This window comes from Pseudoalteromonas sp. MMG005 (assembly GCF_018101015.1).
GTDB lineage: Bacteria > Pseudomonadota > Gammaproteobacteria > Enterobacterales > Alteromonadaceae > Pseudoalteromonas > Pseudoalteromonas aurantia.
Genome location: NZ_JAGJEK010000038.1, coordinates 26,241 through 41,114 on the forward strand (window position 1 = coordinate 26,241; position 14,874 = coordinate 41,114).

The following is a 14,874-nucleotide window of genomic DNA, read 5'->3' on the forward strand; positions in this document are numbered from 1 at the left end:
GGTTACGATTGTTTCGAGGAAGCAAATTGTGCATGTACTTAGTGCTGACACAGAGCACATAGTGCCGTTAATGTCAGTCAGATATTTCATGCCTTTCCTCAGTTACTTATAATTGATGAGTCGTGATGTTTTTGGTGCATATGTGAGAGAGCTAGAGAGTGGCCAAACAGATTAATCATTCTAACTGAATGCGATTGGTGTCAAAAGTAACGGATGGTTTTATCGCTGAACAAAGCCACCGGTGCTTAGGTGATGTTAATTGAGTTGACCTAACAAATAGGTTTTCACAAAATTAGACAGCCCTTGCAAAACAAGGGCTAAATGGGATCACTGTTGGTCAATATTATTATCATAGAGTGGTTTTAGTGGGCCTGCTGTTACCCAGTTGCGCATTACTTGCGCTTGGCTCAATGAAAACATCCTTTTGTCCTCATCAGCTATATTGTTGTGACGCATATAGTTGAAGAGTAGGTCTTGATTAATGCAGCTTGGACTTTGTTTTATCACGCCGTCGCACGATAGTGTATGGTGACTCCCTTTGGGGCCATCGGCTATGTGGCCAACTAAGCCTAGAAAATGTCCAAGTTGATGGGTCAGTGTTTTATTTAGCTTAGGATCATAAGTACGACTTGAATAGTCTGCAACAGCACGATAATCAAGACTGATCCCAGGGGCGACTGATGTTCCAGCGGGGTACGTGATACTGTACTGAGACTGCTCAGGCGGTTTTTCTCCAACCCAAATATTGATGTATTTATGCGGGTGGTACAGCGAGCCTAGCATGCTTGCGGTGCTTATATGTCCCTGATCGGCTATACGATTTATTCCCGTAAATGTTTCGCCACTGGGTTGCTGTGTCGCTAAGTAAAACTGAATGCCCACATCTGCAATATAAGGGATATGCTCAACAGCGACCCTCGCTGTACCACTTAACATATTTAGAGTTTCGAGCAAATCTGATGATCTGAAATGTAAGTTAAGCAATTCAATTTGGGTTTCAATTTGAATATCATCGATAGTGAAATTCTCATTTTCTAGAACATGAACCACGATAGGTAATCTAATGGTGTGGGAAAATGCTTTGGGGGTGTCGAACTGAGATTTAAATTTAGCCGTAATATGACAGGGAGATTGGGCATTTTTTACAGACCATACACCAGATGTTTTTTTGACACCGCACCCTTGAATACTATCGAGGACTTGGTCAGTATGGGGTTTGGTTACAATATTAAAGTCGCTACCTTGCTCGACTCTCTTTGGTAATGATATAAACCTTCCATACCCTTCGACTGAGCTTGTGATCGGTAGCAAGATGCTATTTGTTTTGCTCGTGACGTAAATTGTACAAACTTTACTGCCGCCAATCACTTGGATTTTTTGTGTATTTTTGTCAAACGAGGCATCACAGCCCTTGATATCGGTGACTCGATATCCAGATTGCGCATTCAGTGTAAAGTCACCTACCTCTCCTATACTCAAGCTGAGTGATTTTGGGGCAGCGGATATAGCGTCATTGTCGAATTCAATATTAATGTTGAATTTAGTGGTTTGTGTATTTTCACTATTTTGCACGAGCGCGGCGATTGAACCACTGTCTTGGGTTGGCGTTGTGTCATTATCACCAGAGCAGCCTATATTAACTAAACTGAGTAAAGCAATAGATAAAACGCGAGAACTGATCATTTCGTATAAACTCCTAACATGTGGCGTTGCTTGATGGTATTACCTGATATTAAACACCTGACTGTAAGCAATCCGCTATTGAGAAGAGGGCACACTATCATTGTATTGGCTTTGTTTACTCTGAATAGTTCTTAGTAGTTATTTTTACGCCTTTTAATATTGGTTTACGTTTTTTAATTTATTGAAATATATACTTATAATTTTCCGAACGAGATTCTTACGGTTGTGTAAATAAAGTGGCTGACTTTTTAAGTTGGTTTTTTTACGAGAAACCGGCGAGGTTTTTGTAACCTTCACTACGGCATTTACGGTTTCTTTTAGCTCGCTATTTTATATGCTGGTCTGAGTAGTACTCAGACTGTCGTGCAGAGGTGTATAGTCAAAAAAAGTTGTGTTATAAACCTTAGCTCGAATTTAAAAGGTTTATGTTGCAGGCCAGAAGACACAGCTATAATTGGTTACAGGCTTTAGTGGCAAGAATATAGAAAATGGAATAGAGGATGCAAAGTTTGCAATTCAAGGTTGGACAGTGGGTATTAGACGAACGGACATTCTGTATTCGAAATAATGATAAACACGTTGAGTTAAGTCCAACAGCATTTAAGCTTTTACAGTTATTTATTTCACATGAAGATAAAGTGGTCTCTATTGCGACTATTAAGGAGCAGGTTTGGCAAACGGAATTTACCACTGATAACTTGGTTTATCAAACCATTCGTAACCTTCGGCTGGCACTCGAAGATGGAAACGAACAAGACTACATTAAGACAGTTCCTCGATTTGGCTATCAACTTATCGCACCGGTAACCCAACATGACAGCAAACAAGTATCACGTTCGGTCGCGCCGAGAACTGAGCGAGAAAAAAATCGATTTGTGTTGATAGGCGGGATTTTAGTAACGCTTTTGGCGGTGATGGTGCTGACACGTTATACATGGTTATATTTTAATCAGACCCAAAGCCAAATTGCACTCAAGGTGAACACACCAGCACACTTAGTGGTTATTAACCCGTTTTCTGGACAAAATAATGAGGTGTTTAGTCAGTTTGTAGACAATCTATCTAAAACGTTGCACATCACACAAGTTCAGCGCGCTGAACATAGTAATATGCTGGAGACTATCAACGGCCTCGGTAGCGATACAAAAATTGTGTTGGAGTATATATCTGATAAAAACGCGATGTTGGGGCTGGTTTTTATGGGGTTACCATCCCGTTTAGTTCATATTGAAATGCAACCATTAGAGAAGCTTGATCAGGCAGTTGTTTCAAATTTAGTAAGCCGTGTTACGACACCGATGTTGAAGCAGGGTAATTCAGGCATTGCAGAACTTGTTAGGGCTAATACACAGTTAAAAGCATTGGCATCTTTGTCTAACAGTGAGCAGCTAGAAATGGCGAAACAAAAACTGTTTGATGAAATTGAAGTGAATAGCTTAAACGAGCAACAAAAAAGAGCAAAACTTGCGTTTATCGACACCTTGCTGGCATTTTATCAAATAGATCACTTTGATAATGAACGCCTGTTATCCGGCGTAAATTATCTACTTGCACGGTATCATCAAAGCAATTATTCGATCATATCCGCGGCGCTATATTTGGCTGAGCAAGGCGCAATAAATATTGCATTTCAGCTTGTTGAAAAGTTAGAACAAGATCATTTTCTCACGTATATTCAAGGCCTATTCCATCTTGAGTTAGGGGAAGATAAACGCGCATTACACCATTTTGAAAAAGTCTTTAGACACGAACAAAGTTTTGAAGATAATGCTTATTTTTATTTTCAAGAACTATTGTATAGCAAACAAAATACACAAATGAGCCAGTATAGTGGGTGGTTAGAAAGTAAAAGTTATTTATCAAACAATATCGATTACATATTTTTCAATTGGTATGTCATGCATGGCAAATTTGAACTCGCTATGTCACTACTCACTCGTTTTCAAGATCAACTCACTTGCAATGATGATCTCACCGGTTCAGCAGCAATGCTGAACTCCGCCTTAGGGGATGTACGCTGGAGTGAGCGCTGGATGACACAGTTAAATGAGGTGAATGCGAGAGATTGGCGTATTCCGTGGCTGACATTTGCAAACTATGCGACAGCTGACACATTAGCGACTTATTCGAATTGGTATCAAGGGTATGCTTCTAGTGTGCTGGGAAACAACGGTTTATTTGAACCACTATTTTTAAGTGCGGTCATTGAACTTTCAATAGGACAAAAACATCACGCAGAACAAGCGCAATCCTTGATGACTAAGGCGACATCAAGCTTCAGTCAAGATGCAGTGATAAAGTTAGCCAATGCCGTGATTGAATCACAATTAGTCTTTGATAACCAAGATGAGCGCATACAATATTTGCTCAAGTATGAACCTTTGGCGCTGGCACTGCCTAATGATGAAATTGCATTATCAGATTTGATCCTTGGCAGTTATTTTATGCTTAATGACGATATAAACAAAGCAGAGCGCGCACTGGTGCAGGGTTGTAAAAAAAGCCCCGCGTTATGTGAGCGCTGGGGAACACTTCCCATTTTTTCAGCGGTTGTGAACACAACGAGCACACAACTCACGATTAAAAATGCGAAACATGTGATTAGCGCTGCACAACCGGCTTTGGAAGATTTCAATCAACAGCTGTTTCAGGTGTGTCGGTAATGTGGTTTTTTCTTTACGGCTTTGAGTGTATTTGTACTTGATTGATTTTTATTGATTTCAAATGAGAGCGGCAGTCAATGAATGTGAGGGCGTTGCGTAAAGCGAGCGTAATACACTCGCTTTATTGCGCCGTAATTTACACTGACTAATACTCTAGTTGTCCGCCGTTATTTATGAATGTAACGTATTCATTCCATACATCTTCAACTCCGCGACCTATTGTCTGTCTGAATGCTGCGTCAAATGACCATGTATAGTTACCCATGTCTTTCGCGGCTTTGTTAAATTTGTAGATAAATTGATTATCGAGGCGGCTTTGCACGTAATGGAAAAAGAAGCCAGTAGTGGTGTAGCCACCAAGCCATTTTTTGGGGTCATTCACATTAGGTTGGCGGGTTTTATGAAATCCAACACCAATGCGGACACCATCCGCTAAGCCTTCAGTAAATGCCCAATAGGCCTGACCATCTCCATAAGAATCATGCGTTAAAGGGGAGTTGTTATAGCCATGGGTCACCTCATGAAATAATATTCCATCAATTTCATCAGCAATAGCCGCATCTGAGTTGCCGCCTTCACGATAGAGTTTTTCTAAATGTGTGGTACTCACTACAATGGTCATTTCACCAGATCCATCTTCACCCATTTTATACGCAACGAATTCTTTTCCCCAATGATCTTTAGCACGCAATTCAAAGCGGAGCTTTTTAAAGCGGTTAGATTCTATCGCGTCTTTATATAAAACTTTTGCAACGTCGATGCAACGTTGTGCCATATGTGCCGCAGGGTCTTGAATGATGCGTTTAAGCAATTGCGATCCTTGCGTTTCAGGGTTTAGGTCGACAAAATCGACCACTGGCTTTTTCCATTGTCCGTTACCCGGATCGGTCGGCACATTTTCTTTAATGGTGATATTAAATTGCGTATTTGAATACCCATACACTGAAACATATAAGTCGTTGCTGGTGGCGCTGCATTGTTCATTTGCCGTAGGAGAAGTACTTTGGCAGACATGCTGACTCGTTGTCGCGACTGCACCGACATTTAAATATAAGTCAGCATCGCCAGTACCTGAGGTGGTTGCGATGACTTCATTGGCCACATTATACGGACCAAAATGCTGCCATTGTCCGGTTGTTAGCATGTGTTGCTCATTGACCGGCAGAGGGTTTGTACCATTGTCACCACTTGCGTAGCCAAATAATTGAACCTCGGCTAATTGCAAAATAGCTGCACCATTATTATTTTGAATATTTAAGCGTATTTGGTTAAATGGCTGACTATTAAAGAAGGTATACTCTTTAGTTTGATGGCGGCTACTAAAACTCTGACCATTTTGGGCATTCAAAGATGTCCAATTAATCCCATCATTCGAGCCTTGTAGTACCCAGCTTTTTGGGTCTCTACTTGGTACATCATTGGCTGACGTAATACTGTAACCTTGTATGACCATACCCTTTGAAAATGTATATTTGAGCCAACCCTGAGGGTCAAAAGTAAGCCATTTACTATATTGATCGTTATCAAAAGCATGATATGCCGACTCATATGTACCATTTTGGGCCGATGCTGTAATAGCTGCAGCATTGGGTTGTGTAATGTCTTCATTAGCAGCTGTGGTTGCGAATGAGCTTGTGCTCGTGCAAGTTAACATAGCTAATAATAAGTATTTCTTTTTATAACCTTGGTGAAGTTTTATCATCATAATACCCTTTACTTGTTGTATCGTTCCACTTTTTATTTTTTGATATATTTGGCTACGCTAGTAACCCATAAAAATATAAAGTAGATTATTTATTGTTTTCTTTTGGAACGATCTAAATATCAATGGTATTTAAATTTAAGTCAAATATTCAGTCATGAAAAATTAATATAAGATCGTCTCAAAGTAGGGTTAAGTAGATGATTATTCTATCTAGAATACTCAATTTATATTTTTAGTTATATCTTATTGTATTTTGAAATATACAACGGGTGTTATCTTGTCATAATCAAAGTTGGTTTTTTGTAAGTTATTGGTTTTGTAAATTTTATTGTTATTTTGAAATGCACAGACAGAGTGCGTTATAACGAGACGATACGGACATTATCACATTGGTAAATCGCACCATCATCTGTTCACCATGTTGGGAAAATTATGATGATTTTCACCGCAGATAAGTTAAACCTCGCAGCCTCAGGCTCAGATAACATGAACGCAGCTGATAGCGAGATGCCCCACGACATTTGGGTATGCCCAATGATGTGTTAAATCATGCGTTATTATCACTGGCACAATTACCTGCACATGAAAAAGCGGCTTGGCAAAGGGTATTTGATTACTATATTTTTAACAATGATGATCAGCATACTCATATTCCAAATGATGCGCAAGGCAGGTTGGCTGCCATGAACCCCGCACAATCAATGGCGCTACGTGCTGAATTGATCAACGTATTGAATAAATAACCCCCTAATTTGTTAAATGCATTGTTGATTTTTTATTCTTTAAATGTTAATTGTATGTTTCTTGAACTTATTTGAGGAACAAACATGTATCGGTTTAACACATTACTTTTGGCTAAATTAGCCTTAGTGAGCACGATTGCTAATGCGGCAATCCCCTATGACAATGCACAATATCATTATACACAGCCAAATGGAGAAGTACTGACAATCTCCTTAGATGGTAACGACTACTTTGCTTATCAGCGTACACTTGATGGGCGATTAGTCATATTTGATAATCAATTAAATGGCTTAGCCTATGCTGAGGTATCAAGTGATGGGGCTGAGCTTATTTCGACTGGGGTGTTAGCCAAGGCGGACACCGCGAATAACTCGCAGCAAGATGCAGCTGACCATCGGGCTTCACAAAAAGGCACGTTACAACAATATGTGCAAAATGTGAAAACCTTAACCCCCGCCGCGGTGAGTGCAAAAGTAGCACAAGCGCAACAAACCATGTTGTTAAGTACCGAGCAATTACACAGCCATACTTTAGTTAACAATCAAACCCAACCTCATGTAACGCACGATGTAAATCAAGTCACTACGCTCGAAGAGGCTGCGGGTAATGTAAAAGGCCTTACCATAATTATTGATTTTCCTGATCAGCGGGGCACCATCAATAAAACCCAAATTGAGTCTTTTTTAAATGATATAAATTACACCGAATTTGGCAATGCGCAGTCGGTACGCGGGTACTTTAGGTCGGTCTCAGGGGGCAAGTTAGATTATACCAATACCGTTACGCAGTACTACACCGCGAAAAAGAACAAATCGTACTATGCCGACAGCCGTTATAGCTCTACCGTGCGCTCACAAGAGCTGATAAAAGAAGCCTTAGATTGGCTTGAAGTACAGCAAGGCTTTGACTTTTCGACGTTATCAACCAACAGCAGTAAGCAAATAAAAGGTTTAAACATTTTTTATGCGGGTAATTCTGACAGCAGTTGGTCAAAAGGGCTGTGGCCACACATGGCACGGTTGAGCCCGCAATTTTGTGCTGACGGCGTATGTACCGACCGATACCAGATCACCGATATGCGTGATAGCTTAGCGATTGGCACCTTTGTACATGAATCAGGGCACTTGATCACCAATTGGCCTGACTTGTATGACTATGATGGCAGCTCAGAAGGCTCTGTCGCAAGCTTTGGCGTGATGGGCTATGGTGCAATTGGCACTACCAATAAGTTTAAACCTACGCCTCCAGTGGCACACTTTCGCAACCTTGCTGGATGGGATGCAGTCACAGAGCTAAACCCCGCCATAAATAGCAATGCACCAAAAGGGGTGTTAACACACACGTCGGCAAGTAACACATCGTATAAGTGGACTAACCCAGCCAACCGAAACGAAGCGTTTTACATTGAAGCGGTTCATCGCGCAGGACAAAATTCAGAGCAGTTAGACTCAGGACTTGCGATTTGGCACGTAGACAATGCCGGTAGTAACTCGAATGAGTGGCGACCATACATTCAAATGGAACACGCCGACGCGAATCGAGATCCAGAAAACAACATAAACCGCGGTGACAATAGCGACTTATTTAAAGCCGCAGGAGAGTTTTCAAGTACTTTACCCAATGCATTAACCAATAAAGGCACCAATGCACTGTGGTGGAATGGCCAAGATTCGGGCTTGTCGATTAAGAATATTTCAGACGCTGCGGCCACGATGTCATTTGAGCTTGTCACCGGCACACCGCCCCCAACGGGTGATGTGTATACAGGCACGCTGGCGAACAAAGAACAGCACGTTCACCCTGATGGCCGCTGGTTTCAATATGCGGGTGGCACCATTAGCTTACAACTTGCCGGCCCAAGTAATGCCGACTTTGATTTAAAACTTGAAAAGTGGACCAATGGCAGCTGGCAGCAAGTCGCGATATCTGAAACACCGACATCGCAGGAATCAATTAATTACGCTGCCGCCAGTGGTTATTACCGCATCTTGGTGTATTCGTATTCAGGGGCTGGAAGCTATCAGTTAACAGTTAATAAATAGCGTGAGTAAATAAGTCACATGAGTAAGCAGAGCTAAATTTTTGTATGTGTATCTAGTTCTGAGCTCAAAACGGCAATCACAGGGTAAGCAATTATTCTGTGATTTTTTGAGGTATGATAGGGGAGGGTTATTCAACCATTACAGCTTTCTTTCTCGTTATGTAAAGTGAGATTACGCTCGCTTAACTCAAAGTGAAATCTTTATGATTATGAATTTATTGTGCTTTTTACTTTTTGGATTTTACATAACGAGTCAAATACGTTCTCAGTTAAGTCAATTATCGGGTTCATTAGGTGTGGGAAGGTGATTGTGATATGTTGCAGATAATGGTAATTTGTTAATATTAATTTAATTGGCTTGTGATTCTGGTTTTCTCTGAACGGAATGAGAGCAGAGTGATTGTCGGTATTTATGCTAAAACGTTGTTAGGTAAAAGGAATATTCAATGCAATCAGTGCGTTCTAAACTCGCAGGTATTGACGAGACTCTTTCAAAGTGGAAAGAAGATAAAACCTCTGGAGAAGTTTATCATGAGTTAATCAAATCCGAGTTAAGTCGGATTTTGAACGACAAAGAATTCCCAGGCCATTTGAAGCTCAAACTCAAAGAATTGACTTGGCATATAAATGCAATGTTAGGAATTGAAGATGATAATGGGCATGGTTTTGAGCAACATTGGGTGTGGGCGTATGGTGTTTTAATGGCAACTAGGATGTAATTTTTACCTAACAAGTGCCTAAACCTGAAGAGACGCAAAACAGCAGGCAGCGCTCCTTCGTCGCTCAGTTTAGCCTGCTATTTTTCGCCGGTTAGGCAAGCGTTAGCTTTCTCTTTAGTCATGCAGTTGTTGCTACAAAAGGTTTTAATGAAAATTTTTATAGATACAAATATATTTTATAATAATTGGATGTTACGAAGTGCGTACTTTCAGCTTCTATCGAATTATGTGGCTAATACTGAATGTAAATTGCTCATATCAGATGTAGTAATAAAAGAAACCGAAAATAAGTATAGAGTTGAACTAGATAAGATTACTAAAGAGTTGGCAAGTATATCGACTAAAGTAGGTAGTTTCACTGAGTCACACTTTACAATCGATATGAACCAACTCCCAACTAATGAATACGATTTTAGTACAATAATCCATAGTTACTTCCCTAGTTTGAAAACCATATCATGTAACAAAGTAGATAATGAAAAATTAGTTAAAAAAGCAATTCTTGGAAAAAGACCATTCAGAGAAAATGAAAAAGGCTACCGTGATGCAGTTATCTGGCATTCATTAATTGACTATCTATCGGAAAATAGAATCTCGGAAGATATAGTATTTATTACAAGTAACACCTCTGATTTTTTTGTTAAAAATGGTAATGGCTTCGATCTCCATGAAGATCTCGTTTGTGATTTAAAATCCTTAAATTTGAACAATAAATTCAAAATATATACATCACTAAAATCGTTCATCAAAGAAAATATAAATGAAGAATTGCATGGCTTCATTCATGAAGATAGTTCCGAGCTCGAAGAAAGGTTTGGTGAGGTTATCGAAGATGAATTTGAGGACTTTGCTACTGGTTATATGAATAATCACACTATCAATCAACTTAAGAGTATTTTCTTGGAATCAGATTGGAGTGTAGAGTACCTAGATCTCATGAAATCAGCCAGATTTGAGGTTTGGGAAGGTATGGAAGATCCCTCTATTTCTAGGTGTTTTAAAATAGAAGATAACAAGATAGCATTTGAATACTCTTTTAACTTAAGGAGATGCACACTGGAGTTTATGCTTAACACAGACGATTTTTTTGTTAATAAAGCAGGTATAAACGCGGTATTTATGAACGCGGAAACTAATGATGAAAATACAAACGTCTACAGGTTTCCGAGAAGCTATTTTACTGGAAGTGGTGTGTTTAACCTGACAACAGGAAGTGTAGAACAAATGGAAATTGATAGTATCTGGTTCAGGTAATGCTAGCAAGGCGCTTAAACGGAACTAAAAATGTTGGTTGGGTTTCGCTCCGCTTCACATTATAACCAACAATTTTAGTCCGCTTAGCTTGCTTTACTGAAATTGAAAAAATAACGAATCAAAAAATAATCATGGAAGTACATTATGGTAAGTAGTAATTCAGGTGTAGAAGGTGGCTCTGGCTATTCATTTCAGCGTTGCTGTGTTGTTTTTCTATTATTTGAAGGCTATGAAGAATTAAACATAGAGAATTACTTTATTTGCTTAGAGCACCATGAAGATTTTCTATTCGCATTTTTAGATGAAAATCGGCATTTAAAAAAAATTGATACATACCAAGCAAAAAAATCAAGAGATGACTGGAAAACAGATAATGATCTTTGCGAGATAATTGGAAAAATGACAATGGTTGGTAAGGAGCTTATCAATGATCCTCACGACAAATCTAATGATTATCAGCATACGCTAAACTTTCTGACTAATCGGAATGTATTGTTAACAAGTAAAAGAGAAACCGGTGTCAAACAAGATAAAATCAAAGTTCAAGTTTCAAATCGACGCAAAAAATACTCTGATTTAACAGACAAAATTAAGAAAAATATTGAACCAAGAATTTGCCAGTCAATACTTGAAAGAACTCAACTAAAGAATGTTCATTTTCACTATATTGATTTTGCTCAAAGTTACCAAAGCTGGCAAAGAGAGCTAAAAGGTTTATCCATGGAGCACTTTGGTCAGGAGGTGAATGACCACGAGGCTGTTATTTCTTCATTAATGCGATTATTAGAGGATGCAGAGCAAACATACAATGATGACAATAAAGTTCTTTTGTCTGACCTAACCAAAAGAGTAACTAAAGACAAGATAAATGAAACTTTCAATATGTTCATTGAAAGTAAAAAGTCTTTTGATTTTTGGAGAAAGTATTCGGAACAAATTTCAACTCAATTAAAATTAAAACTCCCAATACGACGAAGAGCAAAAGAACTGCTTGAAAATTGTTTTGATTATTTTAAGGATATTCAACAAGTTGAATACCGTAAGATTTACAAGTTTGTTGAAACTAGAACAGATATTGATGAGAAGCACATCAGTGAAGTTGATTGCATTGTGGATTTATATCACAGTTATCAAGAAGAATTCCAACCTAGATTAGAAAACTACATGGTGTCATTCGCTGTAATTGCAGCATATGTAGAGACAAGAGGGATGTATGTCTAAATTAATTTTAAAAAGTTTACTGGTTTATTCTCCCAATGGCGAGAAAGGTTTTCATACAGAATTTAGTGAATCAGTAAATATTGTTCACGGGCGAAATACATCTGGGAAAAGTACACTTATTCAATCAGTTATTTATTCCATGGGTATAAATGACTCAAAAGATAATTTGAATGATATTAATAGTGATGATGTGTTTTTTAGACTTGATTGCGTTCTAGAAAAAGCAGAGGAAACTTGTAAGCTGGTATTTGTACGGTCTGATGATACGTTAGTTTTACAAAAAGGAAGTGAACCTCCTATTAGATTTGATGGTATTAATAGTAACAATTCTTTTGAGTACGGTAGGTATAAAGAGCTTCTATCAAAATTAATGGGATTTGATTTAGTCCTACAAAAGCAATCTGAGTTAATTGGTGCGCCGTTAGAAGCAGCACTATTGCCGTATTATATATCTCAATCTGTAGGGTGGGTTTATATACGTGAGTCAATTGGAGATTATAGGTTTTATAAGGATTTCAAATTTGATTATTTAGATTACTATTGTGGTATTGAGAGTGGTCACGAAAGAATCAATAAATATAACCTTGAAAAAGAGCAAAAAGAATTAAGCTTTGAGTTGAAGCAACTTGATTCTTATGAAGTTAAAAATGAAGAGTTGAAAGTATCAAAGTTACTTGATGAGCGATTTAGAGGTGAGGCTGAAAACTACCTAGAAGGCTATCAAAGTTTAAACAAAGACTTGTCAAATAAAGAAGCAGAGCATACGAAATTATGCAATAAAGTAAGTATGCTAAGAGGCAGGCAAAAGGTATTATCTCAAATAATAACCAACATAAAAAATCAAAAGCCAAAAGTTGATCAGTGCCCCACGTGTGACCAAAACCTACCGGGTGATTTGAAAGAGTTTTATAGCTATAGCCAAGATATTAACGATGCTTTAAAAGAAAAGGACAGGGTAAAAGAACACATTAAAAACAACGCTGCGAAGTTGAACTCGGTTGAAAAACTTATAACTTCTTTAAGAATTAAAATAGAGAAGGATTATGGGGTTTTACGACGTTTAAAATCGGATAATATTACATTTGATTATTGGCTGAATCATAATGCCAACTTACAAATGTTAAAAAACATTTCTATCAAAAAAGCTGCATGTGAAAAAAGAATTAACGAAATTAATATTGATATAGAAAAGCTTGGGAAAGGTGTTGATATTGACTCCTTGAGAAAAATTAAGGAAAGAGAATTCCTTTCTATATTTAAACGTAAAGTTTCAGCGTTAGGTGTTAAGTTACCAAAAGAAACCAAATATCAGGCTTTGTATTCTTTAAATTCATTTCCGTATCAAGGCGTAGAGCTACATCAGTTGTTAATGGCTTATAACTTCTCGTTCTACGAAATGGTCATGAAAAATTCTACTATTCATAGCTTTCCATTTCTTCTTGATGCGGTTTTTAAAGAAGATATTGATTCGGGGAGCAGAAGTAATATTTTCAACTTTCTTTCTCATGAAACTAAATCCAGTGGGCAAGTTGTTTTTTCTGTCGCGGAATACAAGGGAGATGAAACTTCATCTAACCCTCTTTTTAATGTTGAAGCCATTAAAAAACAATTTTTTCCTAAAGACACAAAATTAATATGCATTGGAGATAGTAAATCAAAAAGGGCATTTTTATCCAATACAGCTTTGATAGATAGTGTATTAATTCACGATACAATGAACTTGTTAGAAGTTGTCTGATATTTAGTGCCAATACGCAAGCTAACACATATGAACCTTCTCGGGTCAAGTAAGCATAACGATTCTTTTTAGCTGCTTTAAAGCAGCTAATTTGTATCGGCAATTCTTAAATCTATTCAACTTCGCTATGTCGGTGAGCCGTTAAAATCGTTTACGGCAAACACATATTGAGGGTCTCTTATTGCGATCACATCGCAGCCTAAATCAGTCGATACGGCTTATTGTTTAGGGCCACTAGACATTCATCGGTTAACCTTAATCTGGCGCTACTCAAGGGGATGGCTCATTCGTCCAGTTAGTTTAAGGCTCAGCTAAGGAAACATTTTAAAAGACACCCAACGTAGAACGATTGTGATACGATGACCTGCATTAACTTTTGAATAGATGTCACTTATGAATTTTAACTGACACCCATTCAAAATTGATGGATTTTCAATCATTGCCTATCTTTTAGATTCAGCTTAAAAGATAGGCGTTTTACCTCATGGCGACAGCACGAAAAAGACAAGTGAGTTTAACTGACACTAAATATTACCATTGTATATCTCGGTGTGTTCGTCGTGCGTATCAAAGAAATTTAAGAAGACACCCATCCAAAATTGACGATTTTTCATTCATAAAGAAATTTAAGAAGACACCCATCCAAAATTGACGATTTTTCATTCATCGCCTATCTTTCAAATTTAGTATGAAAGGTAGGCAATTCCTCGATGGCTACAGCACGAAAAAGGCAAGTGAGTTTAACCGACACCAAATACTATCATTGTATTTCACGGTGTGTTCGCCGTGCTTATTTGTGTGGTGAAGATAAGGTAACAGGGCAATCATATGAACACAGAAGATGGTGGATAGAAGACAAACTGCTGGAACTTGCTAAAGTATTTTGTATTGATGTGTGTGCATATGCGGTGATGAGTAACCATACTCACATTGTACTTTATGTAGATGATATAAAAGCTAAAAGACTGAGTAATAAAGCGGTTATCATCAGATGGCATAAGCTGTTTAAAGGCACCATACTGTCTCATAAGTACATTCAAGGCGAGCGGCTAGACTCAGCGCAGCAATACTTTTTAAATAAAGACACTGAACTATTTAGAGAGCGC

At 38.3% G+C, this 14,874-nt stretch carries 9 protein-coding genes and 2 pseudogenes; 9 read left to right on the forward strand and 2 right to left on the reverse strand.

Annotation, left to right across the window (positions count from 1 at the left end; translation table 11 throughout):
• Positions 1-327: 327 nt before the first annotated feature.
• Positions 328-1,683 carry a hypothetical protein gene (locus tag J8M01_RS22970; protein WP_211059480.1) on the reverse strand — a complete coding sequence of 452 codons (1,356 nt, stop codon included), beginning with the start codon at positions 1,681-1,683 and terminating at the stop codon, positions 328-330.
• A gap of 500 nt (positions 1,684-2,183) precedes the next feature.
• Here J8M01_RS22970 and J8M01_RS22975 point away from each other — a divergent pair, with 500 nt between their 5' ends.
• Positions 2,184-4,346 (forward strand): winged helix-turn-helix domain-containing protein, encoded by a 2,163-nt coding sequence (locus J8M01_RS22975; protein ID WP_211059481.1) that lies wholly within the window; start codon positions 2,184-2,186, stop codon positions 4,344-4,346.
• A gap of 145 nt (positions 4,347-4,491) precedes the next feature.
• Here J8M01_RS22975 and J8M01_RS22980 read toward each other — a convergent pair whose 3' ends face one another.
• Entirely contained in the window at positions 4,492-6,051 is a 1,560-nt protein-coding gene (locus J8M01_RS22980) for a basic secretory protein-like protein (protein WP_247671250.1), read from the reverse strand.
• A gap of 527 nt (positions 6,052-6,578) precedes the next feature.
• Between J8M01_RS22980 and J8M01_RS22985 the strand changes: the two genes are divergently transcribed.
• The 8 genes and pseudogenes from J8M01_RS22985 to J8M01_RS23020 all read left to right on the forward strand — a co-directional run.
• Complete coding sequence (locus J8M01_RS22985; protein ID WP_211059482.1) at positions 6,579-6,794, forward strand: hypothetical protein; 216 nt, start codon at positions 6,579-6,581, stop codon at positions 6,792-6,794.
• 84 nt (positions 6,795-6,878) lie between these two features.
• Positions 6,879-8,837, forward strand: coding sequence for a M6 family metalloprotease domain-containing protein (locus tag J8M01_RS22990; RefSeq protein WP_211059483.1), 1,959 nt, complete (start codon positions 6,879-6,881; stop codon positions 8,835-8,837).
• A 445-nt stretch (positions 8,838-9,282) separates the two neighbouring features.
• On the forward strand, positions 9,283-9,555 hold the full coding sequence (locus tag J8M01_RS22995) for a hypothetical protein (RefSeq protein ID WP_211059484.1): 273 nt from the start codon (positions 9,283-9,285) through the stop codon (positions 9,553-9,555).
• Positions 9,556-9,702: 147 nt separating this feature from the next.
• On the forward strand, positions 9,703-10,809 hold the full coding sequence (locus tag J8M01_RS23000) for a PIN domain-containing protein (protein ID WP_211059485.1): 1,107 nt from the start codon (positions 9,703-9,705) through the stop codon (positions 10,807-10,809).
• 144 nt (positions 10,810-10,953) lie between these two features.
• Positions 10,954-12,030, forward strand: a complete 1,077-nt coding sequence (locus J8M01_RS23005) for a hypothetical protein (RefSeq protein ID WP_211059486.1) — start codon at positions 10,954-10,956, stop codon at positions 12,028-12,030.
• The gene (locus J8M01_RS23010; protein WP_211059487.1) at positions 12,023-13,768 is read left to right on the forward strand and encodes a hypothetical protein; all 1,746 of its coding nucleotides are present in this window, start codon (positions 12,023-12,025) and stop codon (positions 13,766-13,768) included. The genes J8M01_RS23005 and J8M01_RS23010 overlap by 8 nt, the downstream gene beginning before the upstream one ends.
• Before the next feature lie 484 nt (positions 13,769-14,252).
• Positions 14,253-14,336: pseudogene (locus J8M01_RS23015) on the forward strand (Mobile element protein); the annotation flags it as partial.
• A gap of 142 nt (positions 14,337-14,478) precedes the next feature.
• Positions 14,479-14,874: pseudogene (locus J8M01_RS23020) on the forward strand (transposase); the annotation flags it as partial.

Excerpts from the sequence above, each read along its gene's own strand:
- J8M01_RS22995 (WP_211059484.1), top strand. The coding sequence starts at position 9,283 with ATGCAATCAGTGCGTTCTAAACTCGCAGGTATTGACGAGACTCTTTCA.
- J8M01_RS22970 (WP_211059480.1), bottom strand. The coding sequence starts at position 1,683 with ATGATCAGTTCTCGCGTTTTATCTATTGCTTTACTCAGTTTAGTTAAT.
- J8M01_RS23010 (WP_211059487.1), top strand. The coding sequence starts at position 12,023 with ATGTCTAAATTAATTTTAAAAAGTTTACTGGTTTATTCTCCCAATGGC.
- J8M01_RS22990 (WP_211059483.1), top strand. The coding sequence starts at position 6,879 with ATGTATCGGTTTAACACATTACTTTTGGCTAAATTAGCCTTAGTGAGC.
- J8M01_RS23000 (WP_211059485.1), top strand. The coding sequence starts at position 9,703 with ATGAAAATTTTTATAGATACAAATATATTTTATAATAATTGGATGTTA.
- J8M01_RS22985 (WP_211059482.1), top strand. The coding sequence starts at position 6,579 with ATGCCCAATGATGTGTTAAATCATGCGTTATTATCACTGGCACAATTA.
- J8M01_RS23005 (WP_211059486.1), top strand. The coding sequence starts at position 10,954 with ATGGTAAGTAGTAATTCAGGTGTAGAAGGTGGCTCTGGCTATTCATTT.
- J8M01_RS22980 (WP_247671250.1), bottom strand. The coding sequence starts at position 6,051 with ATGATGATAAAACTTCACCAAGGTTATAAAAAGAAATACTTATTATTA.
- J8M01_RS22975 (WP_211059481.1), top strand. The coding sequence starts at position 2,184 with ATGCAAAGTTTGCAATTCAAGGTTGGACAGTGGGTATTAGACGAACGG.